Source organism: Sphaerisporangium album (genome assembly GCF_003323745.1).
GTDB classification, from domain to species: Bacteria; Actinomycetota; Actinomycetes; order Streptosporangiales; family Streptosporangiaceae; genus Sphaerisporangium; species Sphaerisporangium album.
Genome location: NZ_QOIL01000003.1, coordinates 436,014 through 459,020 on the forward strand (window position 1 = coordinate 436,014; position 23,007 = coordinate 459,020).

Below are 23,007 nucleotides of genomic sequence, written 5' to 3' on the forward strand. Positions count from 1 at the left end.
TCATGCGGTTTCGATGCCTCGGCACGATGGAGATCCGGTCGGGGCTCGGCTGGCACGCGATCCCGGCCGATCGTCCACGCGCCCTGCTGGCCCTGCTGCTGATCAACCGCAACAACCCGGTGTCGGTCGCCCGGCTCGTCGGCGAGCTGTGGCCCCACACCGCGCCCGCCTCCGCCCCGGCGCTGGTCCGCGGCTACATCCTGCGGCTCAGGCGCGCGCTCGCCCCCTCGGACGGTGAGGCGATCGCCACCCGCAGCTCCGGGTACGAGCTGCGGTGCGACCCTGGGGCCGTGGACGCGCTCCTGTTCGAGGAGCTCGCGTCGCGTGGTCGTACCGCCCTGTCCCAGGGGGACGCCGAGGAGGCCGACAGGCTGCTGACCGAGGCGCTCGACCTGTGGCGCGGCGAAGCCTTCACCGACGTGCCGCCCACCGAGGCGGTCGTCTCCGAGGCGAGGCGGCTGGCCGAGCGACGGCTGGCCACCGCCGAGACCCGGCTCGAAGCCCGCCTCGCGCTCGGCAGGCACGCCGACGTGATCGGCGAGGCGCACGTCCTGCTCGCCGAGCAGCCGCTCAGGGAGAATCTGTGGGCGCAGCTCATGCGCGCGCTCCACGGCGAGCGCCGGCGGGCGGAGGCGCTCGACGCCTACCGCCGGGCACGGTCGTCGCTCGTCGAGGAGCTCGGGCTGGAACCCGGCGAGGAGCTACGCAGCCTCCACCAGTCGATCCTCCACGACGAGGCGTTCCCCGCCACCGTCCGGCCCGCCAGGCCGGCACCGGCGAACGAGCACGTCCACGCCCACCCACCGCGGCACGACCGGACGGCCAGGCCGGTGCCACGCGAGGTTCCCGCGGACCTCGCCACCTTCGCCGGCCGCGGGCGCGATCTGATGCGCCTCACGGACGTGCTGGCGGCGCGGCACCACACCGGCCCGGCCGTGGTCGTCGTCACGGGGGTCGGCGGGGTCGGGAAGTCGGCGCTCGCAGTTCGGGCGGCGCACATCCTGGCCGGGCACTTCCCCGACGGGCAGCTCTACGCCGACCTGCAGGGGTCGAGCGAGGGGCTGATCCCGCTGGAGCCGGGTGAGCCGCTGAATCGGTTCCTGCGCGCCCTCGGGGACGACATGCCCACCGTCGCGGAGGATCCGGCGGAGGCGTCCGCGCGGTTCCGCACCCTGCTGGCCGGCCGCCGCGTGCTGATCGTCCTCGACAACGCGGACAACGCCGCGCAGATCCGGCCGCTGCTGCCGGGCAGCGCGGGGTGCGCCGTGCTGGTCACGAGCCGGCGACACCTGGCCGCCCTGCCCGGGCTCCATCCCGCCCACCACCATCACCTCGGCGTGCTGCCGCAAGACGACGCGCTGTCCCTGCTCGCCAACCTGGCGGGAGCGCGGCGGATCACGGCCGAACCGGACCAGGCGCGAAGAATCGTCGACCTGTGCGAACTCCTCCCCCTCGCCGTGCGGATCGCCGGCGCCCGGCTCGCGGCACGGCCGAACTGGCCGCTGCGCACGCTCGCCGACCGTCTCTCCGTCGAGCAGCACCGGCTGGACGAGCTCCGGGCCGACGACCTGGCGGTGCGGACCAGCGTCTCCGTCAGCCACAGGGACCTGCGCGCCGAGCCGGGCGGCGGCGACTCCGCTCACCTGCTCCGGCTGCTCGGCCTCCTCCAGTGGCCGGAGGTGACCGTACCCGTCGCCGCGGCCCTCGCCGATCGGCCGGTGGAATGGGCGGACTCCGCCCTGGAGCGCCTCGTCGACGTGCGCCTGCTCGAATCCCCCGCGCCGGGCCGCTACCGCATGCACGACCTCGTCCGCCTGTTCGCCAGGGAAGAGAGCGCCCGGCACATCCCAGAGCCGCACGCGGCCGCCGCTCTGGACCGGGCCCTCGACCACTACGTCGCCGCGGGCAGGCGGATCACCGAAGTGCTGGCCGCGAGCCAGGCGCGATGGGTCGGCGACCTGCCGGTCCTTCCCGCCGGATCTCTGCCCGTACACCGTCCCGCAGAAGCGGTCGCGTGGCTGGACGCGGAACGCCCGAACCTGCTCGCCGCGCTGCGCCAGGCGGCGGCCCTGCCGGGCCGGCGCGCGGGAGCGGCGACCAGGCTCGCCACCGCCCTCACCGGCCCCTTCCGTGTCCACGGAGCCTGGGGTGACCGGATGTCGATCAACAGGATCGCCGTGGAGGTCGCCGAACGCCTCGGCGACCGGCGCGCGGAAGCCCATGCCCGCATGTTCCTCGGTGACTCCTGCGCCCGGGCCGGCCGCGTGGAGGAGGGGATCCAACACGCCGGCCGTTCCCTGCTCCTGTGGCGGGAGCTGGGCGACCGGCTCGGCGAGTCGGGCGCCCTCAACGCCTGCGGCAACGCGTGGTTTCGTCATGGCTCGTACGCCGAGGCGATCTCCTGTTTCGAGCGGAGCATGGCGATCCGCCGCGAGATCGGGGACCTGTCAGGCGAGGCGATGCTGCTCAGCAACCTCGGCATGGTCCACCTGCATGCCAGCGGGCCGGAACAGGCGATCACCTGTTACCAGTCCGCGCTCGCCGTCGCACGGGACGTCGGCCACGAATGGGGCGAAGGCGACGCGCTGGCGGGCCTCGGGGAGGCCTACCGGCTGCAGGGGCGAATTCAGGAGGCCACGGAGTGCCACCGGCGAGCGCTGATCATCTCGCGGGGGCATGGCGACCGCTTCGAGGAGGCACGGCAGCATTGGGGACTCGGCGTCATCCAGCACGATCTCGGGCGCGTCGACCTCGCGCAGGCGCACTGGGGCGAGGCCCTGACCCTCCTGAACCGCATCGGCGCCGTCAGCGACGCCCAGCTCCACTGGTTCGCCGGCGCTCCCCGGCCGTTGCCCCCGGAGGCACTCCAGCTCAACACGTGAACGCGGGCACAGCGCCCCGCGGACGGCCTCGCTAGGACAGGCCGGCGCGGCGGGCGCGTTCGACGGCGGCGGGGAGCACGTCCACCAGGGCGTCGACGTCCTCGCGGGTGGAGGTGTGGCCGAGGGTGAAGCGCAGGGAGCCGCGGGCGCGCAGGGCGTCGGAGCCCATGGCGAGCAGGACGTGGGACGGCTGCGCGACCCCGGCCGAGCACGCGGAACCCGTCGAGCACTCCACGCCCTTGGCGTCGAGGAGCATCAGCAGCGCGTCGCCCTCGCATCCGGGGAAGGAGAAGTGCGCGTTGCCGGGCAGCCGGTCGCGCGGGTCGCCGTTGAGGATCACGTCCGGCACGGCCTCGCGCACGCGGGCGATCAGCTCGTCGCGCAGCGCGGTCAGCCGCGCGGCCTCCTGCTCGCGCCGGTCGGCCGCCGCCCGCACGGCCGCCGCGAACCCGGCGATGGCGGGGGCGTCCAGCGTGCCGGAGCGGACGTCGCGCTCCTGGCCGCCGCCGTGGAGCACGGGTACCGGGTCGACCCCCCGGGCCAGCAGCAAGGCGCCGACGCCCATCGGGCCGCCGACCTTGTGCCCGGACAAGGTGAGCGCCTGGACGCCGGACGCGGTGAACGAGACCGGCAGGTGCGCCACGGCCTGCACGGCGTCCGTGTGGAACGGGATGCCGTGCTCGCGGGCGACCGCGGCCAGCTCGGCGACGGGCTGGACGGTGCCGACCTCGTTGTTGGCCCACATCACGCTGACCAGCGCGACGCGGCCGGGGTCGCGCTCGACGGCCGCGCGCAGCGTCTCGGGATGGACGCGGCCGTGTTCGTCGACGTCCAGCAGCTCCACCGACGCGTTCTGCCGGTCGGCCAGCCAGTGGGCGGGGTCCAGGGCGGCGTGGTGCTCGACGGCGCCGATCAGGACGCGGTCGGCGCCGGTGGCGGCGTGGCGCGCCCAGTACAGCCCCTTGATGGCGAGGTTGTCGGCCTCCGTGCCGCCGGAGGTGAAGACGACCTCGCTGGGCCGCGCGCCGAGGGCGTCGGCGATGGTCTCGCGCGACTCCTCGACGACCCTGCGGGTGCGGCGGCCGGCCGCGTGGAGGGAGGAGGCGTTTCCGACCAGCGCGAGCTGAGCCGTCATCGCCTCGATCGCTTCGGGGAGCATCGGCGTGGTCGCCGCGTGGTCTAGGTAAGCCATGGCTCTCTCAGAGTACCCAGTTTTGCGGACTATACCGTCCGGACGGTATAGTGACGGATGTGAGAAGAGATGAGCTTTTGAACGCGGCGGAGGAACTGCTGGCCGAGCAGGGGGCCACGTGCCTCACCCTGTCGGCCGTGGCCGAGCGCGCCGGCGTCAGCAAAGGCGGTCTCCTCTACCACTTCAACACCAAAGAAGCCCTGATCAAGGGCATGATCGAGCGGCTGGTGGCCGACTTCGACGAGCTGGTCACCGCCCAGGGCGAGAGCTCCTACACCCGCGCCTACCTCGCCGCGACGCTCGCGGCGGTCCGCAGCGGGCGGCTGAGGCGGTGGGCCGTCGTGACCGGCGCGGCCGGCGACCCCCAGTTATTGGCCCCGATGCGCGAGGCGATGGCCCGCTGGCATCGCGAGGGCATGGCGTCCGAGCCCGACCCGGTCGCCGCCCGCATCGTCCGCCTGGCCTGTGAGGGGTTGTGGGACGTGGTGACGCACGACCCGGAGTTCTACGCCGACGCGCAGTACGAGGAACTGCACCGCAGGCTCCTCGCCTTCCTCGCGGGCCCTTGACCGGCTCGGTGCCCCGAACTCCCCGCCAAGCCCACACCCCGAACCCGATCCACGTCCTGACCCCCTGACGCGCTGACGTCGCCCGCCCTTCCCTGCCGTCCCCGGGAAGGGCCGCCGCCGCGTGCGCCGCCCCCGGCGCGCCCGGCGATCCCCCCGCCAGGCGTCACCGCTTCCTCCGGCCGTCCCCGTGCCCCGTCCCCCCATCGGCGCGCCCGCACCCCCGCGGGCGCCGATCGGCATGCCCAGCGGCCGCATCAAATCCCCCACACCTTCCAACCCGCATGAACCACCGTGAAAGGAACTTCTGATGACGCGCGTCCTGAGGATCGCCCGCACCCGGGCGGCCCTCACCTTCGTCCTGGCCGGCCTGATGTGCGGCACGTTCACCGTGCGCATTCCGGCGCTGACCGACAAACTCGGCCTGTCCGAGGCATCGGTGGGCGTCGTGCTCCTCGCGTGGGGGCTCGGGGCGCTGGTGACGATGCAGTCCATGCGCGGCGTGATGGCCAGGGCCGGCAGCCGCGCGGTCCTGCGGGCCGGCGCCCCCCTCAGCGCGGTGTCGCTGGCCGGGGTCGCCTTCGCCCCGTCGCTGCCGTGGGCGGTCGCGGCGGCGGCGCTGTTCGGCATGGCGTTCGGCACGGTCGACGTCGCCATGAACGCCCAGGGCTCGACGGTCGAGCGGGCGTACGGGCGCCCGCTGATGAACGGCATGCACGCCGGATGGTGCGTGGGCGCCATGTCGGCCGGCGCCCTCGGCACGCTCGCGATCGCGGCGGGCGTGTCCTTCGAGGCCAACCTCGTCGCGGTCGCCGTGGTGTCGGCGCCGATGGCCTTCCTGCTCAGCCGGGGCTTCCTGGCCGACCCGGTCACCCCGGCGGCCTCCCCGGACGCCACCCGGCGCGGGATGCCGCCGGTCGTGTACCTGCTCGGCGCCATCGCGTTCGGCGCGTTCATGGTCGAGGGCGCGGTCGCGGACTGGAACGGGCTGTTCCTGCGCGACACGGTCGGCGTGCCGGAGGCGGTGGCCGCGCTCGGCTACCCGATCTTCGAGGCGGGCATGCTGCTCGCCCGTCTCGCGGGTGACCGCCTGCGCGCCCGCGTGGGCACCCGCCGGCTGATCATCGCCTCGGGGCTCGGCACGGCCGTGTCGTTCGCATTGGTGATCGCCACCGCGTCCCCGCTGGTGGCCGTGCCCGGCATGATGCTCATCGGGCTCACCGTGGCCACCGTCTCGCCGATGGCCATCTCCCTGGCGGGCACGGCCACCTCCGCCCCCGGCCCGGCCATCGCCCAGACCGGCGCGATGGGGTACGCCGGGCTGCTGCTCGGCCCCGTGGTGATCGGCTTCGTCAGCCACGCGGCGACGCTGAGGACCGCGCTCGGCGTGGCCGTCCTGCTGGGCGTGTTCATCGCGGTGGCCGCCCGCTTCCTGCCGCGTGAGCCCGCCGCCGTGGCCGACGTCCAGCCGCTACGGGAGCGGGCCGCGGAGCCGGTGACGCTGGCCGCGTGACGCGCCCGGCTCCCGTGACGGGCGACGCCACACCCCCGGGAGCGCCGGTGGCCACCTCGCGGCCGGCGCTCCGGTGACCGGCCCCGGCCGTGCCGTCACAGGGGCGCGAGGAAGTGGCCGTCGGCGCGGATGAGCTCGCCGGTGACGTTGCCGTTGGCCTCCGAGCAGAGGAAGACGATCAATCGGGCCACCTCGGCGGCGGCCGTCGTCCGTCCCGTCGCGGCGGCGGCCGACGCCTTGGCGATCATCTCGGCGGGGAGGTCACGCTCGCCGACGACGAATCCGGCCATGACCAGGTTGGTGAGGATGCCCGCCGACGCCAGCTCACGGGACATCGTCCGCGTCAGGCCGTGCAGCCCTGACTTCGGCGTGACGTAGGGCGAGGCGCCCGGCAGGCCGTCCTGCACCAGGCCGGTGGAGACGTGGACGATCCTGCCCCACGTGCGCGCGCGCATCGACCCGACCACGGCGCGGGTCAGCAGGTAGTGGCCGAAGAGGTTGGCGTCCAGAGAGGCGCGCATCCGCTCCACGGGGACGGTCTCGAAGACCTCCCCGGGCGCGGGGAAGCCGGGCCAGGCCACGGCGTTGTTCACCAGCACGTCCACGCCGCCGAACGCGCCGGCGACCTCGGCGGCGGCCGCCTCGACGGAGGCTTGGTCGCCGAGGTCCATCCGCACGGTCATGGCCCGCCCGCCGCCGCGCTCGACCAGCTCTGCGGTGTGCTCGGCCTCGTCCTTGGCGGAGTGGTAGCCGATCGCCACCCTGGCGCCCTCCGCGCCGAAGGCCGCCGCCGTCGCGCGGCCGATATTGCTGGACGCGCCCGTGACGAACACGGCCTTGCCCCACAGTCCCAGGTCCATTAGCCTGCCTTTCGTTAGCTGACTAACAGAATTCCCTAGTCGGCTAACGATGTCAACGGACCGCCGTTGCCCGAGCGGTCGGCGCGTGTGAGCAGCGCATGGAGGGCGAGGGCGGCGGCGAGGCAGGCGGGCGGGATGACGGGCAGGACGTAGCGGTGGTCGAAGTCCAGGACGGCGACCGGGCCGACCAGCAGGCCCATCGCGATCGTCCAGGGCAGCGCCGCGCCATGCCGCCGCAGTACGGCGCCCGCCGCGCCGACGAGCAGGATGGCGCCCAGCAGCGGCCCGCGCAGGTAGGCGAGGTACTGGTAGGCGATCAGGAAGTCGGAGTACGGCCGGACGGAGGACATGCCGCGGATGCCGGAGCCCCCGTACTCCCTCCTCACCTTGTCGATCAGGGGTTGGCCGGGCAGCCCCCACGACCCGTTGGCCCAGCCGAAAGCCGGGGTGACCCGCTTGGGATGGGCGACGGGGGTCCACGAGAAGGCGATCGAGGTGTCACGGGCGACGTCGCGCAGGTAGTCGAACGGCTGCGCCAGGATCGCCTTGACCGCGAAGGAGCGCGCGAGCGCGTTGTTCGCGAACCGGCCGCCCGGAAGCCGGTTGAGCGAGGCCCCGGGCGCCCACACGTACTCGGACGCGGCGTCCACGACGGTGCCGTTGGGGCACAGGACGGCCTCCCTGGGCGGAGGCTTGATGATCGAGCAGTCGGCGAAGGTCATCGTGCGCGCCCAGAGCGCGACCCCGTCCGCCTCGTTGAGGGCGAACCTGCCGTGGTGCGCGGCGTACCAGGCGGCATAGGCGACCACGGGCAGCGTCCCGGCCAAGGCGACCGCGACCAGGCGCCTGAGGCCGGCCCGCCGGACGGCGAGGACGATCAGGACCAGCCCTATCAGCGGCAGCGCGATCGTCCGGGTGACCGCCGCCGCCGCGAACATCAGGCCCGCCCCCGTGGCGGCCCGTGCCGACAGCCGGGGCGACCACATGAGCGTGGTGAGCCCCGCGACGACCAGGAACATGAACAGCGTGTCGGACAGGACCGCGTGTTCCAGTTGGAGGAACGAGGCGTCAAGCAGCGCGGGCACGGTGGCGATCACCGCCGCCCACGCGGGCAGCGACCTGCGGCGGAGCAGCCCGTAGATCATCACGCCGATGGACAGCCCCATGAGGTGCTGGACGGCGGCCACCAGTTCCATGCTGTGGAACGGCCACAGGGCCCTCAGCAGCAGGGAGTAGCCGGCCGGGTGGAAGGCACCCGAGGGCGCGAGATGGACGGCGGTGTCGAGGTAGGTGAACGAGTCGTACCAATACAGCCGGGCGGGCCGGTAGCCGAGCATCGTGACCACCCGCAGCCCGGCGGCGAGCGCCAGCACCACGGCGAAGAGGCGGTGGTCCGGGAAGACGGCGAGCCACGCGGGGCGGCGCGGGGAGGACATGGCCGGGCGGACCTGTGTGAGCACGCTGGATCCGATCGTCGTCGTGAGGCCGCCTGGAAACGAATCCGCGCATGCCGAAGAGAACCGGCGGGCCGGCAGGCGACGCGGGGTCTTCAGGCGGGAAGGGCCGCGGAGGCGTGTGGACGCCGGCGCCGTGGAGCTGGAACGCGCCTCAGGCGGAACGTCGCGGCGAAAGGGCGTTCAGCCCGCGCGACGAGGAGGTGGGTCCTCACGTCGGTGGCCGGGAGGCGCCGTACGGCCTACACCCGGCCACGGGCCGAGGATGGTTCAGGAGCCGTTCTTGCAGAAAGCGTCGAACGGCCGGGGCTTGGGATTCGGTACGGGGTTGACGAGAATGCGCGCCTTGCCCGCCGCGCTCATGACCCCGTCGTAGACGTACCAGCCGCCGGGAGCCGTCGACTCGAACCGTTTGGTCGCGTAGGAGGTGAACTGCGGCTCCACACCACGTTCCCGCAGGATCGGCATCAGCTCGGCGACGGTCATGTTGGCGTAGTGGACGCAGTGCAGGGGCTCGCCGGGAGCGTCGATGCCGGGGGGCATCATGTACTCCTCACCCGGACGGGCCTCGCGGCCGAGGACGATCTCGGCCTTCTCCTTGTAGCCGACCGGGACCTTCAGAGTGGCCGCGCATCCCCCGAACCGCTCACAGGGTCCCGGCTCGTCGATGGTCGTGATGGGCGTCTTGACGTCGCCCGACACCGGACGGCCCGGTTCGCGCGGCCGCACGCCATTGATGACGATCAACGTCCGGGCGTTGCTCGCCGACGTCGGCAGGACGGTCAGATCGATGTCGAGCCCGCGCGCCCTGAGCTCGGCCTGGTAGACGTCCGGATTGGCGAAGAGGTCCCTGACGGTGATGATGTAGTGGTCGCCGTCCCGCTTGATGTCCAGGGCCGCGGAGGCCGGGGCCGAGCCGACGCCGATCACGGCGACGGCGGCCACTGTCGTGAGCGCGGCGGCGACCGGCCCGGCGATCCACCGGCGGCGGGGCATGACGGCCCACCGGCGGCGGGGCGGGGCGGGTGCGGCGGCCCTGGTGATCTCCTCGAACAGTTCCCGGGCGAGGGGGGTCATGCCGGGGCCCGGGTCGGGGGCGATGTCCGCCACCAGGCGGTCGATGATGCGGTCGACGTCGTTCATCACGCCTTTTCCTTCGTCAGTGTGATCGCACGGGAGCCGTATCGGGCCAGATCGAACCCGGCGGCACTCAGCTCGCCCGCCAGGCGTTTGCGCGCCCGGTGCAACCGCAGCCGCGCGGCCCCTCGCGAGCAGCCCAGCACGGTCGCGATCTCCTCGGAGCTCAGCCCTTCCCAGCTCGCCAGGGAGAGGACCTCCATGTCGTCCGGTTTGAGCCGCCCGAACGCGACGCGGACGCCATCGAGATCGTCCGCGCCGACCGGGCCGGTGCCTTCGGTCCAGAGCGCGAGCTGCGCTCCCAGCCGTTCGACCAGCTCTCCGCGGCGGGACTCGGCCCGGCGGCCGTTCGCCAGCACGCGGCGGGCCACGCCGTACAGCCACAGGCGGGCCCTGGCTCCGTCGGGAACGTCGTCCAGGCGGCGCCAGGCGGTGGTGAAGGTCTCGGCGAGGGCGTCGGCCGCGTCGTCGGAGGAGGCGGTGCGCCGCCGTACGTACGCGAGGATCTCGGCGTAGTGCGCGGTGTAGATCTCCTCGAAGCGCCGCTTGAGGTCTGGGGGACCCACGCTGCTCCCTCTCGTCGGGGGACTCTTCACTCTGTACGTGTCCGGCGCACAAGGGCTGTTTCACCTTGAATCGGAGAAACTTCGTCAGACCGCATGGGAAGCACGAAGGTCATGAGTCGCCCGCAGATCCTCCTGGCGCGAGGCCGCCCCACACGCGAGACACACGGGTATGCAGGAGACGGTCCTGTACGAGAGGTCCGTCCCCATGCGTGAACCGTCCCGCACAGGAAAAGGACGGCGCCGCGCCCGGATCACGGGCGCGGCGCCGTCCTCGAAGACGCCTTGGTGGCGGTTACTTGCGCTTCTCCACCTCTTCGGTGAGCTGCGGGACGATCTGGTGCAGGTCGCCCACGACGCCGAAGTCGGCCAGCTCGAAGATCGGAGCCTCGGAATCCTTGTTGATCGCGATGATCGTCTTGGCGGTCTGCATGCCGGCCCGGTGCTGGATCGCCCCGGAGATGCCCGCCGCGATGTAGAGCTGCGGCGAGACGGTCTTGCCGGTCTGCCCGACCTGGAACTGGTGGGGGTACCACCCGGCGTCGGTGGCGGCCCGTGAGGCGCCCACGGCGGCCCCGAGCGCGTCGGCCAGCTTCTCGATGACCGCGAAGTTCTCGGCGGAGCCGACCCCGCGCCCGCCGGAGACCACGATCGCGGCCTCGGTGAGCTCGGGACGGGCGCCCTTCTCCTGCTTGACCCGCTCGACCACCCGCGCGCCCTTGGCGGCGTCCGACAGCGCGACCGTCACCTGCTCCTCGGCCCCGGCCCCCGCCGACGCCTCGGGCGCGGTCGAGTTGGGACGGACGGCGACGATCGGGGTGCCCTTGACGGCCCTCGCCCTGACGTTGACACCGCCACCGAAGATGGACTGCTCGGCGACGAAGCCGTCGCCCAGGCCCACGGCATCGGTGATCACGCCGGAGTCGGTCTTGATCGCGAGGCGGCCGGCGACCTCCTTGCCCTCGGCGGTCGCGGCGACGAGCACCGCGGCGGGCGAGGCGGAGGCGACGAGCTGGGCGAGCAGCTCGGCCTTCGGCGCGACGACGTAGTCGACGATCTCCTCGGAGCCGGCGACGTAGATCTTGTCGGCTCCGTACTCGGCGAGGCGCGCCCTGGCGGACTCGGAGTAGCCGGGACCCGCCCACACGGCCGACGCGCTGCCCAGTGAGCGGGCCAGCGTCAGCAGCTCCAGGGTGACCTTCTTGACCTCTCCGTCGATGTGCTCGACGAGAACCAGAATCTCAGCCATTGGTCGCCCCTCAGATGAACTTCTTCGACGCGAGGAACTCGGCGGCCTTCGACCCGCCGTCGCCCTCGTCCTTGACGATGGTGCCGGCCGCGCGCGGGGGCGCGACGGCGAACTCGACGACCTCGCTCCAGGCGCCGCCGAGGCCGACCTGCGCGGCCTCGATCTCGGCGTCGGCGATGCCGAGGGTCTCCACCGGCTTCTTCTTGGCGGCCATGATGCCTTTGAACGAGGGGTAGCGCGGCTCGTTGATCTTCTCGACGACGGAGACCACGGCGGGCAGCGAGGCCTCGACCTTGTCGAAGCCGTAGTCGGTGACCCGCTGGATCGCGATCGCGGAGCCGTCGATGTCCACCTTGCCCGCGAGCGTGAGCTGCGGGACGCCGAGGCGCTCGGCCAGCATGGCGGCGAGCACGCCGGTGCGCGCGTCGGTGGACTCCGAGCCGAGGACGACCAGGTCGAAGCCGATCTTCCTCAGCGTCTGGGCCAGCGCGTACGACGTGGAGAGGGCGTCGGAGCCGTGGAGGGCGTCGTCGACCAGGTGGACGGCCTTGTCGGCGCCCATCGCCAGGGCCTTGCGGATCGTGTCCGTGGCCTTGCCCGGCCCCATGGTGAGCACGGTCACCTCGCCGCCGTGGGCTTCCTTGATCTTGAGCGCCTCTTCGACGGCGTATTCGCACAGCTCGTTGATGACGCCGTCGGCGGCGTCACGGTCGAGCGTGTTGTCCTTGGCGTTCAGCTTGCGCTCGGTCGCCGTGTCGGGGACCTGCTTCACGCAGACGACGATGTTCATGGCCGGTGGCCGACCTCCCGTTTCACAGGCGCCACCGCATCGCTGGGATGACGCCGATTCCTCGGCACGTGCGCGCGGGGCACGCGCACGTCGTACGAGCCGCCCCGGTGATCTGCACCGGAGGCCGCCTTCAGACTGTCATGGGCCACAGGGCGCCGTGACGGCGGGGGCCCCGGGGCGATCTCCGTTTCCGGCTGCATCGCCCCTCTCCCGTCCCTATGTTACCTGCTGGTAGCTTAGCGGCGAACCCGCAGCTACCCGGCCCGCGCGAGCCTCGCGGGCTACTTTTCCCCACCATACCGAACTTTATTCCAGAACCATGCTCGGGAAAGTGCGCACCCTCAGCTCGCGAACGCGATCGTCACGAGGACGACCATCACGGTGCCGAGCGCCAGCACGAGCGTGGCCGGGCTGAACAGCGCCGTGAGCAGGGCGTACAGCCCGACGGTACCCGCCGCGCCGACCAGGTCGAACACCACGCGCGCCCTGGCCCTCGCCACGACGCCGAACCCCGCGTCCACGAGCACGCCCACGCCGTACGCCGCCAGGACCAGCAGGGACAGCTCCGGGACGTACCCATGGGCGGCCGCCGCGATCAGCCCCGACACCACGCCCGCGCCCACCACCCAGCGCTTCCTGACCTTCTCGCGATGCCGCGCGAGTGCCCCGTCGGCGGACCCCGCGGGCTCGCGCTTGTCGGCCGGGCGCCACTCCTCGGTCGGCGGCTCGGTGCCCGACGACACCCGCCTGCGCTGCGGCGGCACCAGGACCTGCGGCACCGGCGCACCCAGCCGCGCGCACAGGTCGGCCGCCGTCGGACGGGACGCCGCGTCGGCGCGCAGGCACTCGGCCAGCAGCGGGGCCAGCCAGGACGGCACGTCGGCGAGGTCGGGCTCGTGGTGGACGACGCGGTAGGCCACCGCCGGCGCCGGGCCCGTGCCGTACGGCTGGCGCCCCGAGGCCGCGTACGCGACCGTCGCCCCGAACGCGAAGACGTCGGCCGGCGGACCCGCCTCCCGGCCCTCCAGCACCTCGGGCGCCAGGTAGCCGGGCGTGCCGAGCACGGCGCCGGACGCCGTCACCGAGGACGCGTCCAGCGCGTCGGCGATGCCGAAGTCGATGACGTGCGGCTCGCCGTCCGCGATGATCACGTTCGCGGGTTTGAGGTCTCTGTGCACGACGCCCGCCGCGTGGATGGCCGCCAGCGCCTCGGCGAGCCCCGCGGCCAGCCGCTGCAGGTCGTCGCCGCGCACCGGCCCGCCTGCCGCGACGACGTTGCCGAGCGAGCGTCCCTGGACGTACCGGGTGACCAGGTAGGGCCGGGGGCCGGTCATCGAGGCGTCCAGCACCTCGGCGATGTGCGGCCCGCGCACCCGCCGCATGGTCTCGACCTCGCGTCCGAGCCGGGCCAGCGCGAGCTCGTCCGAGGCGACGTGCGGATGCAGGACCTTGACGGCCACGGTGTGCCCCTCGGGGTCCAGCGCGAGATGGACCTCGCCGAACCCGCCCGCCCCCAGCCTCGACAGCAGGCGGTAGGGACCGAGCTGATCGGCCGCCGGCACGCTCATGCGACTCCTTCCGGGCCAGCCCCTTCCATCGTGCGCGCTCGGCCGCCTCATTTCCACACCGACACTGGGGGAAACGATGACCGTCTCAGGTCATTTCCCCCAGAAGGCCAGAAAACCCAGGCCAAGATTCTTCAAGAGATCTTCGACCAGCCCGCTGACGAGCCCCGTCGCGCTGCTGCGCGCCGACGCGCTGAGCGAGTTGATCACTTGCGACGGCGCCTCCCAGGGCGTCCACGACGGCTCGGCCGTGACGGCGGTCATCACCGCGAAGAACGCGAGCGTGGCGACGATGATCGTGACCACCATGCCCGCCCCCGGGCTGCGGATCACCGCGGTGAGCGTGCGGGCCACGGCCTTACGCGGCTTGCCGCCCCCCGGCAGCACGAACAGCCCGGCGACGAACGCCGACGCCCCCCACGCCGCCGCCGAGTCGCCGTCCATGTTCGCCATGTAGTGCAGCGCGCCCCAGGCGCAGACGCCGAACATCGCCGCCAGCGGCGTGATCACGAGCGTCGCCAGCGCGGACTTGATCAGCGCCCACGGGGTGCCCAGCACGGCGAGCAGAGGGTCGCTCGCGCTGCTGCCCCGAACCGCGCGGCGGTCGGCGAGATCGCCCCACAGGTGCTCCCCGACGCGCAGGCACAGCACCACGACCACCATGAACACGCACCCGAGCACGGGCACCATGCGCGCGAACGCGACCGCCACCACCAGCAGCAGCGCCGACAGCAGCGGATGCCCCGCGCGGTACCGCGGGCGGTCGCGCCGGGCCTCGCCCTCGGGGCCACGCCCATGACCGGGCCCCTGGTCGGGCTGGTACGGCCGCGCGCCGGCCGGCGGCGGGGCCGAGCCCCGGGCGGCCCCGGGCGCGGGCGGCGGCGCGGGCGGGTACGCGACCCGCTGGTCCGGGTACGGCGGGGGCGCGTAGCCGGGCGGCGGCCCGTACGGGGCGGGCGGGTACGCGGGCGGCGGCGCGTAGCTCGCCGGGGGCGGCGCGTACGCGGGCGGCGCGGCGGCAGGCGGTGCGGCGGGCGGGCTCGCGCGGGGCGGAGACACGGCGGGGGGCGATACGGCCGGGGGCGAAGACGAGGCCGCGGCGGCCCTGCGCCTGCGCTCCGGCTCGGCGTACCGCACGGGCGGCAGCAGGTCGGAGAAGCTGTCCTCCCGCGCGAGCTTCTCGCGCTTGGTGCGCGGCTCGTCCGGCTCGTTGCCCTCCGCCCCCGAGCCCGCGAGCACGCGGGTGCCATCGGTCAGGACGCGGGTGCCGTCGCCGAGCACGCGGGTGCCGTCGTCCAGCACGCGGGTTCCATCGTCGAGCACGCGGGTGCCGTCGTCGGCGCCGGAGACGCCGGGAACACCCGGAACGCCCGCGACTCCGGGCGCCCCCGGAGTCCCGGGAGCCATGGTGCCCCGCAGCCGGCCCGCGCCCTCGCCGTTGGCGTTGCCGGCGCCGCCCGAGCCGCCGATCCTGCGCGTGTCGCCCGCCCGCGCCGGGCTCTCCTGCAACGCCGTCACGCTCGGGTCCAGGGCCCGGGACATCGCCAGCAGGCGGCGGGCGTCCGGCCGGGCCGAGGCGTCGACGGCGAACGCCGCGCGCAGCCAGCCCCGCAGCCAGACGGGGGCCTGGTCGATGTTCGCCCGGCCCTCCATGATGTTGTAGCAGACCGACTCGAAGGTGCCCGTGCCGAACGGCGGCTTGCCCGTCGCGCCGAAGAACACGGTGGCGGCCAGCGCGTGCACGTCCGCCGCCTGCGTGATCTCCTCGTCCCTGATGATCTCGGGCGCGAGGTAGCCGGGCGTGCCGACGAACATGCCGGTCTGCGTCAGCCGGGTCGCGTTGACCAGGTGGGCGATGCCGAAATCGATCACCAGCGGGTCGCCGCCGACCAGCATGACGTTCGCCGGCTTGAAGTCGCGGTGGATCACGTCCGCCGCGTGGATCGCGATGAGCGCCTCGCACAGCCCGCGCGCCAGCCGGATCACGGCGTCGGCGGGCAGCGGCCCGTCCGACAGCACCGTCTCCTCCAGCGTGCGGCCGGGGGCGAACCTCGTCACGATGTACGGCGTGCGACCCGTCAGCTCGGCGTCGATCACCGCCGCGACGCGCGGGCTGCGCACCCGGCGCATGGTCTCGACCTCGCGCGTCAGGCGGTCCCGGGCCTTGAGGTCGGCGGCCACGTGCGGGTGGAGCACCTTGACGGCGACCTGCCTGCCCTCGTCGTCCAGGCTCAGGTGGACGACGCCCATGCCGCCCTCGCCTAGGCGGCGCAGCAGCCTGTAGGGGCCGAGTCTGTCCATCGTCTCCCGCATCGTCTCACCCGTCATGCCCCCGTCATCCTGCCTTTTCCCGAAGCTGATCGACGAGTCTCGTCAGCCACTCGCTCATCTCCACTGGACTCCAGACTGCCTCTCCCGACGGCGCGATGAGCGTGGTCACCGCGTACAAAGCCGCGCCGGCGGCCAGTACCCCGAGCACGCAGGCGACGCCGATGGCCGCCCCTTTGGAGGGGAAAAGGGCCGCGAACGTGCGGTTCATCTGCCGCCCCGGGCCCTCGATGCCGGGCCCGGCGCAGATGATCCACAACGAGACCGCGACCCCGCAGCTCAGCACGAGGCCGGACGGAAGGCTCCTGACCAGGAAGGCCAGCACCAGTGCCACCGGGACGCCGAGGATCAGCGCGTACGGCACCAGCGCGATCGTCAGCCCGATCGACTTCAGCAGCGCGCCTGGACGTCCGAACACGCGCAACAGGTCGGCCGCGCTCGCCGGGCGCCCCTCCCCGGACGCGGGCTGGGCGATGTCGGCGGCGCGCAGCAGCACGGCGCCGAGGAGGACCACCACCGCCACCACCACGGGCGCCAGCACCGCGGCGGCGATCACGAGGACCAGCGCGAGCACGCTCGCCACGCCGTACACGGGCGAGCCGGCGCGCAGGCCGGCCGGGGCCGCGCCGAGGTCCGGCGTCGCACCCGGGGGCAGGTGCATGGTCGGGACGTACGACGGGGCCTGCTGCTGGCGGATGTGCGGCGTCCTCTCGAAGATGTCCGGCGACTGCTCGAACAGGGCCTGCGGGTACGGACGCCCGCCCGCCCCACCGGCCCGCCCCTGCTGACCCGCCCCGTGCGCGGAACCCGCTCCATGCGCGGAACCCGCTCCATGCGCGGGACCCGACCCAGGCGCGGAACCCGCCCCGTGTGTGGAACCCGCTCCATGCGCGGGACCCGCCCCGTACGTTGGCCCCGACCCCAGCGTGGGACCTGCCCCCTGCGGCGGGCTCGCCCCGAGCCCGCGGGAGGGCGCGGCCCCCTGGGCGGGATTCGCCCCTGTGCCCCGCACGGGTGACGTGCCCGGCGCGGCAGAGGATGTCATCCCCTGCCCGCGAGGCGGGACGCCATGGCCCTGCGCCCCTGCGCCCTGACCGTGCGCGCCTTGCCCGTGCACGCCTTGCCCGTGCGCCCCTGGGCCTTGCGTGCCTTCTGTGCCTTGGCCGTGCGACCCGACGCCCTGTCCATGCGACGGCGTCCCCTGCGGACGGGACCCGGTCCCCTGGCCGGGCTGGAATGCCGTCCCCCGGCCTGGTTGGGACCCCGTCCCCGGCGCGGGCTGCCCTCCTGTGCCGTGCGCCGGCTGCGCCCCTGTCCCGTGCGCCGGCTGCGCCCCTGTGCCCTGCGCGGGCTGGGAGCCCGTGCCATAGCCCTGGTGGGGACCCGTACCCGGCCGGGCCGGCGCGCCCGTGGCCCCGGTGGCGGGCCCGAGCCCCATCTGACGCCCCAGCCTGGCGTCGGCCTCCTTCAGTTCCTCCGGCCGCACCCGCCGGGTGGGCACCTCGCCCTGGTCGTACGACCCGGGCCGGGCCTCACTCCACGGACGGGACTGCCCGGGCGGGGCGAACCGCGTCGGCAGGTCGCCCTCGGCGACGCGCCCGGGCTGGAGGTCCCCGGCACGCGGCCGGACGGTGGGCGTGTCGCCCTCCAGCCCCGCCTCGCGCAGCTGCTCCCCGGTCACGCGCACGGTCGGCCACGGCTCCCCCGGCCTGGCGCCCTTCGGGGCGTCGCCCAGCAGCGACACGTACTCTTCGGCCGGACCGCCCCCAGGCCGTCCGGAAGACGCCGCGGCGGGCGTCCCCACACCGGGCAGCGCCACGCCCGGCACGCCGGGAACTCCGGTTACGGGGACACCCGGGACCGCCGGGCCGGTGGCGGACGCGCCCACCGGGCCTCCCGCGACCGGTTCGGGCAGCAGGGACTGGCCCGTGCGGGGCGGCTCGGCGCGGGACGGGCCGGTGCGGACCGGCCGGGTACCCGGAGGCGGCCCCGTCAGCGGCTGGTCGTCCGGCGGCATGTCCGGAAGCGTCATCACCTCGTCGGGCACGCTCGCCCGCCCCTGCCCCCCGCGCGGGGGCACCAGCCGCGATAACTGCGCGGCCAACTCGGCCGCCGTGGGCCGTTTGGCCGGGTCGCGTTGGAAGGCGGCGCGCAGCAGCGGGCGCAGCAGCGCCGGGGCCGCCTCGACGTTGGCCCGGCCGGCGGTGATGTTGTAGAAGATCATCTCCAGCGTGCCCTTGCCGAAGGGCGGCTGGCCGGTCGCGGCGTACAGCAGCGTGCCCGCCCAGGCGTGCACGTCCACCTCCGGCCCGGCCTCGTGCCCCTCGATGATCTCGGGCGCGAGGTAGCCGGGCGTGCCGATGAACATGCCGGTCTGCGTGAGCCGGGTGGCGTCGACGGCCTGCGCGATGCCGAAGTCGATGAGGACGGGCTCGCCGTCCAGCAGCAGGACGTTCCCCGGCTTGAGGTCGCGGTGGATGACCCCCGCCGCGTGCACCGCCGCCAGCGCCTCGGCCACGCCGTGCGCCACCCGCAGCAGCGCGCCGACCGCCAGCGCCCCGTCGCGCTTGACCGTGTCGTCCAGCGGCATTCCCGGGACGTACCTGGTCACGATGTAGGGACGGCTGCCGGTCACGTCGGCGTCGAGCACCTCCGCGATGTTGCGGCTCCGCACCCGCCGCATGGTCTCGACCTCGCGCGCGAGCCTGCGGCGCGCGACGTCGTCCCCCGTCACCTCGGCGCGCAGCACCTTGACGGCGACCTGCCGCCCCTGGGAGTCGAGCGCGAGGTGGACCACGCCCATGCCGCCCTCACCGAGCCGCCGGAGCAGCCGGTAGGGGCCCAATCGGTCGTCATGATTCATCTGATCTCCGGCGGTGCCCCGGGTTTCGTGTCCGGAGGAAGGTGCCTTGCTCCAATTGTCACATCTTGCTTACCGAGCGCAATGCCCTCGGGCATCGGCCGGCGATCGACGGCATGGCCTGCCGCCGGAACCACGCGCGCGTGCGGCAGGCGCCCCTCAACGCCCACCGGCAGTCGACCGGACCCCCGCCGCCGGCCACCGGTTCGCCCACCTCGCCTGATGTGGGCAGGAGAACTCGCCACGGACGTCAGCCCGTGGTCCTTGACGGCACGTAGCACCATACCGGCTTAAACCCCACACATAAGTGAACCATGAGGCCACATTCCCGGTAGTACAACGGTCGACGGCGGGTCATCGGTTTCCCAAGACGGGAAAGTCATCGTCAAATGGTCCCCGGCCCGCGCGGGTCACCGCGGGTTCCGGGGCCGGGTGGGTCTCCCTTGACTCCGGACTCGCGGAGGTCTTCCCCGATGCCCGGCTCCCCGGCGTCACCCTGGGACGAACTCACGAAGATCACGGATGATGCCGGACTCGCGACGGTCACCGCTGACGCCCGAACTCGCGAGGCTCGCCACCCATTCCGGACCCCGCGCGGGTCACTGCGCGAGGGCCACCACTTCGGCGGTCTTCAGCCGCGTGAGCGCCTCGCCGGCCAGGGCGAGCTTGGAGCCCCGGATGCCGCTGCCGATCACCACCAACGGCCGCCGCGCCACCTCGGCGTCGACCAGAACGGGCCACTCCTCCGGCAGGCCCAGGGGCGTGATGCCGCCGAACTCCATACCGGACATCTCCACCGCGTCCGCCTGCGGGGCGAAGGACGTCTTGCGCGCGTCCAGATGCCGGCGGATCACCCCGTTGACGTCGGCGCGCATCGTCGCGAGCACCATGACGGCCGCGTACCGCGTCTCGCCTCCCCGTTTGGCGGCGACGATAACGCAGTTCGCCGAGTCCTCCAGCGCAACCCCGTACCGCTCACAGAAGGCGGCGGTGTCGGCCAGCGCGGGGTCGATCGGCGCCACCGCGACGTCGTCGGCCAGGCCGTCCAGGGCGCGGGCGACCGGGCCGGCGAGCAGGTCGCGCCGGTCACGCGCGGGCACCCAGTCGAGCGTGCCCAGTGCCATGGTCATCAGAACTCCTTGAGCGTCGAGGCCCCCCACCCTTGAGGCGAGGGAGGAACGGAGGTCAACTCTCCTTCAGTACGCGGTGATGAAGCTCGGTCACCACCTTACGGGCGGACTCGAAGGCCCCCGCCTGCCAGGCGATGAGGTGCGTGAGCCAGTCGCCGGCGAAGTAGACCCGCCCGGCCGGGCGCTGGAGCAGCGAGAACCCGCTCATCGACGGCCAGCGCACCCAGGCCCCCTCGATGTGCGGCTGCCGCCGCCAGGCCACCGACACCGCGGCGAGGATGCCCTTGGCGTACGCGCGTCCGTGGATCTTCGCGCCCTGGACCAGCGCGCGGCGCAGGCGCTCGCGGTGGCGCAGCCGATCGTAAGCCTCGGCGTCCTGAGAGGTGTTGTAGTAGCCCACGACCAGGCCGCGCTCGCCGTGGAACCCGTACGACGGGTACCAGATGTGCCCGATGTCCAGGTCCGTCTCGGTGGCTCCGCCATAGATACGGTCCTCGATCTCCCACCACCGGCGGCCGTACTCCAGGCCCAGCTTCCCCGCGGACAGCGGCACCGGCGTGGCCAGCGCTGACTGCACGTCGGCGCCGAGGTTGCCGGGGATCTTCGCCAGCAGGTGCGGCGGCAGCGCGGCGACGCAGTAGTCCGCCCGGAGCGACGCCCCGCCCTCGACGGTCACCTCGACCCCGTCCGGCCGGTTCATGATCTTCGTGACGCGGGTGCCCGTCCGGATGCGGGCCGCCCCGACGCGGGCCGCCAGCGCGCGCACGATCGCGTCCATGCCGCCGACCGGCTGGAACATCGGCATCGCCTGCTCGTACCCGGCGTCCATGGTCAGCACCCGGCCGAGCCGCGCGCTCAGCACGTCCGTCAGCGGTGGCGGCGGGCCCAGCTCGGCGCCCGTCCCCACCCCCGGATCGACGCGGTACCCCCGGCGCTCACCGCCGGAGTAGGCGTGCGAGGCGCCTATGTCCCCGAAATGGGAGAGGAAGTCCAGCAGGCGCTCTTTGTCGGCCCCGGTGAGGCGGGTGTCCAGCGCCCCGGCGTCGGTGGCCTTGGCCAGCAACTCGGAGATGTACCCGTAGGCGTCCGCGCGGGCCGTGCGGACGCGCGCGGGCGCGCGCATGCCGCCGGTGAGCACGTAGGCGGCAGCGTTGCCGTTGACGAACACCTCCAGGGGGACGCCCAGCTCACGGCAGTAGTCGAGCGTCACCATCCACTGTGCGATCCGCGCCGGACCCGCGTTGAAGTACGTCCCCTCGCCGAACGTGACCCGCTGCGTCTCCCCGCGTGCCCCCGGCGACGGCGTACCCGCCGTGAGGGGCGGCACTGGGGCGGACGTGTGCGCCCCACTCCCGGGTACCTCGGCCAGTTCGCTGACGACGTCCCCGCCGCGCAGCGTCATGCTGCGGCCCCCCACGCGGTCGCGGGCCTCCAGCACCGTACAGTCGTACCCGGCCTTGCCCAGCTCGTACGCGCACGCCAGCCCCGCCACGCCGGCCCCCAGCACGAGGACCTTCGCGGCCGAACCCCCGCGCAACGTGAAGTCCGACCGCTGCGGCGGGACGAACGGCGCCGGGGACGGCCCGCCGCCCGTGGGGGGCACCGGGGCCGTCGTCTCGGTGGGGGCCAGGCCCAGCACGCCCATCGCGGCGTACATCGCGCCCGCGCCCCCGGCCGCGCCGATGCCCACGAGCAGCGAACGCCGCGTCAGCGAGTCGGCGGCGCGCCGCGGTAACCCCTCGTTTCCCTCGTTTTCCACGACTCGGCCGAGGTCAGCCGTAGATGCCGCTGCCGCAGGCCACCTGGCCCGCGATCGACGCGTACAGGCCGAGCAGGCCCATGATGTCCCGGAAGTCCTCGGTCGTGAACTCGGTGTGCCGGGGACCGGCCTGCCGGGTGCCGGGCACCAGCGAGCAGGCGGCGGCGATCGCCGTCGAGTTCCACTCCACGCCGAGCGTGACCGGCAGCGGGACGACGTACGGCCGGAAGTCGCCCAGCCGGTTCAGCGCCCGCGCGGCGCCCTCCCGGATCAGCGCCTGCGCGACGCTCGGCGTCAGCAGCTCGGCGGCGAACCGGTCGACGCCCTTCTTCACCGCGACCGTCTCGACGTCCCCGAGCAGCGACCGGGCCTCCTCGCAGACCGCCTCGTCGCCCGTGACCAGCGCCACCGGCACCCCGAAGAACCCGGCGAACCCGGCCACCAGCGCGGCCTCGCCGACGACCTCGCCGTTCAGGTAGACGTTCTGGATCTCCCTGCCCATCCACGTGTGGTTCAGCACCCCGTGCCGGACCCCGGCGCGGGCGTGGTACCCGACGAAGCACGCCGCCTGGAACTCCCCCGTCAGCCCCTGCGCCATGCGCATCGGCTTGCCCGGCCCCCGGATCAGCGAGGCACGCGGATCGAGCAGATCGACCCGTAGGTTCTTCGTCGACCCGTGCGCGTCGTTGACGACCACCGCCGTCGCCCCCGCCTCACAGACGCCCGCGACCACCGCGTTGGCGTCGGCGGTCATCAGCTCACAGCCACGCTCGTACCCACGACCTCCGGCGTGCATCTCCTCGGGGTCGGTAAGCCCCGTCACGCCCTCCATATCCACCGACACGTAAACCCTCATCGCACCACCCAGTTTCCCACCCCGCCACCACCACCGCCGCCCATACACCCACACCCGCCCCTGTAACACCTCAACGGCCACAACCAGGCCGATCACCCCGGCCGCCGTCCCCGATCTCCCCCTCGAGCCCCCACCTCCCCGAGGTCACCCGGCGAACCACTCACCCCCGATGAACCACTCTCAGCCCGTGAACCCACTGTCACCCGGTGAACGGCCCTGGTGAACCGCTTGACCACGGTCGCGCCCACCACGCCTGTCCACACCCCCACGCCCCCACTCGGCAGCGACCACCACAAGAGCCAC

At 73.5% G+C, this 23,007-nt stretch carries 16 protein-coding genes; 3 read left to right on the forward strand and 13 right to left on the reverse strand.

Translation table 11 applies throughout. The features are described 5' to 3' along the window. Positions 1-2 precede the first annotated feature (2 nt). Complete coding sequence (locus tag DQ384_RS07130) at positions 3-2,882, forward strand: AfsR/SARP family transcriptional regulator (protein ID WP_114027883.1); 2,880 nt, start codon at positions 3-5, stop codon at positions 2,880-2,882. Between the two features lie 31 nt (positions 2,883-2,913). On the opposite strand, the gene DQ384_RS07135 is transcribed toward DQ384_RS07130, so the two are convergent. Next, positions 2,914-4,074: a cysteine desulfurase family protein gene (locus tag DQ384_RS07135; RefSeq protein WP_114027884.1), complete on the reverse strand. Its 1,161-nt coding sequence runs from the start codon at positions 4,072-4,074 to the stop codon at positions 2,914-2,916. A gap of 59 nt (positions 4,075-4,133) precedes the next feature. Here DQ384_RS07135 and DQ384_RS07140 point away from each other — a divergent pair, with 59 nt between their 5' ends. Both DQ384_RS07140 and DQ384_RS07145 read left to right on the forward strand, forming a co-directional pair. Continuing rightward, entirely contained in the window at positions 4,134-4,643 is a 510-nt protein-coding gene (locus tag DQ384_RS07140) for a TetR/AcrR family transcriptional regulator (RefSeq protein WP_114027885.1), read from the forward strand. A 307-nt stretch (positions 4,644-4,950) separates the two neighbouring features. Further along, positions 4,951-6,153: an MFS transporter gene (locus tag DQ384_RS07145; protein WP_114027886.1), complete on the forward strand. Its 1,203-nt coding sequence runs from the start codon at positions 4,951-4,953 to the stop codon at positions 6,151-6,153. A gap of 95 nt (positions 6,154-6,248) precedes the next feature. Here the strand turns inward: DQ384_RS07145 and DQ384_RS07150 are convergent, their stop codons facing one another. From DQ384_RS07150 to DQ384_RS07210, 12 genes are all read right to left on the reverse strand, one after another. Further along, positions 6,249-7,013 (reverse strand): SDR family NAD(P)-dependent oxidoreductase, encoded by a 765-nt coding sequence (locus tag DQ384_RS07150; protein WP_114027887.1) that lies wholly within the window; start codon positions 7,011-7,013, stop codon positions 6,249-6,251. 35 nt (positions 7,014-7,048) lie between these two features. After that, a complete protein-coding gene (locus DQ384_RS07155; protein WP_245966289.1) occupies positions 7,049-8,473 on the reverse strand; it encodes a hypothetical protein in 1,425 nt (474 codons plus the stop codon). A 264-nt stretch (positions 8,474-8,737) separates the two neighbouring features. Further along, the gene (locus DQ384_RS07160) at positions 8,738-9,610 is read right to left on the reverse strand and encodes a hypothetical protein (protein WP_114027888.1); all 873 of its coding nucleotides are present in this window, start codon (positions 9,608-9,610) and stop codon (positions 8,738-8,740) included. Next, positions 9,610-10,170 (reverse strand): RNA polymerase sigma factor, encoded by a 561-nt coding sequence (locus DQ384_RS07165; protein WP_114027889.1) that lies wholly within the window; start codon positions 10,168-10,170, stop codon positions 9,610-9,612. Before DQ384_RS07165 ends, DQ384_RS07160 begins: the two co-directional genes overlap by 1 nt. Positions 10,171-10,462: 292 nt before the next feature. Beyond that, positions 10,463-11,416, reverse strand: coding sequence for an electron transfer flavoprotein subunit alpha/FixB family protein (locus DQ384_RS07170; RefSeq protein WP_114027890.1), 954 nt, complete (start codon positions 11,414-11,416; stop codon positions 10,463-10,465). Between the two features lie 10 nt (positions 11,417-11,426). Beyond that, entirely contained in the window at positions 11,427-12,206 is a 780-nt protein-coding gene (locus DQ384_RS07175; RefSeq protein WP_114027891.1) for an electron transfer flavoprotein subunit beta/FixA family protein, read from the reverse strand. A 341-nt stretch (positions 12,207-12,547) separates the two neighbouring features. After that, complete coding sequence (locus DQ384_RS07180) at positions 12,548-13,774, reverse strand: serine/threonine-protein kinase (RefSeq protein ID WP_114027892.1); 1,227 nt, start codon at positions 13,772-13,774, stop codon at positions 12,548-12,550. A 90-nt stretch (positions 13,775-13,864) separates the two neighbouring features. Beyond that, a complete protein-coding gene (locus DQ384_RS07185) occupies positions 13,865-16,099 on the reverse strand; it encodes a serine/threonine-protein kinase (RefSeq protein WP_114027893.1) in 2,235 nt (744 codons plus the stop codon). Positions 16,100-16,106: 7 nt separating this feature from the next. Further along, entirely contained in the window at positions 16,107-18,962 is a 2,856-nt protein-coding gene (locus tag DQ384_RS42700; protein WP_245966290.1) for a serine/threonine protein kinase, read from the reverse strand. Between the two features lie 596 nt (positions 18,963-19,558). After that, positions 19,559-20,083 (reverse strand): YbaK/EbsC family protein, encoded by a 525-nt coding sequence (locus DQ384_RS07200; RefSeq protein ID WP_220182824.1) that lies wholly within the window; start codon positions 20,081-20,083, stop codon positions 19,559-19,561. A gap of 61 nt (positions 20,084-20,144) precedes the next feature. Further along, positions 20,145-21,848 carry a flavin monoamine oxidase family protein gene (locus DQ384_RS07205; RefSeq protein ID WP_342769376.1) on the reverse strand — a complete coding sequence of 568 codons (1,704 nt, stop codon included), beginning with the start codon at positions 21,846-21,848 and terminating at the stop codon, positions 20,145-20,147. 13 nt (positions 21,849-21,861) lie between these two features. Beyond that, positions 21,862-22,704: a M55 family metallopeptidase gene (locus tag DQ384_RS07210; protein ID WP_114027896.1), complete on the reverse strand. Its 843-nt coding sequence runs from the start codon at positions 22,702-22,704 to the stop codon at positions 21,862-21,864. Positions 22,705-23,007: the final 303 nt, after the last annotated feature.

Excerpts from the sequence above, each read along its gene's own strand:
- DQ384_RS07185 (WP_114027893.1), bottom strand. The coding sequence starts at position 16,099 with ATGACGGGTGAGACGATGCGGGAGACGATGGACAGACTCGGCCCCTAC.
- DQ384_RS07210 (WP_114027896.1), bottom strand. The coding sequence starts at position 22,704 with ATGAGGGTTTACGTGTCGGTGGATATGGAGGGCGTGACGGGGCTTACC.
- DQ384_RS07175 (WP_114027891.1), bottom strand. The coding sequence starts at position 12,206 with ATGAACATCGTCGTCTGCGTGAAGCAGGTCCCCGACACGGCGACCGAG.
- DQ384_RS07135 (WP_114027884.1), bottom strand. The coding sequence starts at position 4,074 with ATGGCTTACCTAGACCACGCGGCGACCACGCCGATGCTCCCCGAAGCG.
- DQ384_RS07160 (WP_114027888.1), bottom strand. The coding sequence starts at position 9,610 with ATGAACGACGTCGACCGCATCATCGACCGCCTGGTGGCGGACATCGCC.
- DQ384_RS42700 (WP_245966290.1), bottom strand. The coding sequence starts at position 18,962 with ATGAATCATGACGACCGATTGGGCCCCTACCGGCTGCTCCGGCGGCTC.
- DQ384_RS07200 (WP_220182824.1), bottom strand. The coding sequence starts at position 20,083 with ATGGCACTGGGCACGCTCGACTGGGTGCCCGCGCGTGACCGGCGCGAC.
- DQ384_RS07170 (WP_114027890.1), bottom strand. The coding sequence starts at position 11,416 with ATGGCTGAGATTCTGGTTCTCGTCGAGCACATCGACGGAGAGGTCAAG.
- DQ384_RS07150 (WP_114027887.1), bottom strand. The coding sequence starts at position 7,013 with ATGGACCTGGGACTGTGGGGCAAGGCCGTGTTCGTCACGGGCGCGTCC.
- DQ384_RS07130 (WP_114027883.1), top strand. The coding sequence starts at position 3 with ATGCGGTTTCGATGCCTCGGCACGATGGAGATCCGGTCGGGGCTCGGC.
- DQ384_RS07180 (WP_114027892.1), bottom strand. The coding sequence starts at position 13,774 with ATGAGCGTGCCGGCGGCCGATCAGCTCGGTCCCTACCGCCTGCTGTCG.
- DQ384_RS07145 (WP_114027886.1), top strand. The coding sequence starts at position 4,951 with ATGACGCGCGTCCTGAGGATCGCCCGCACCCGGGCGGCCCTCACCTTC.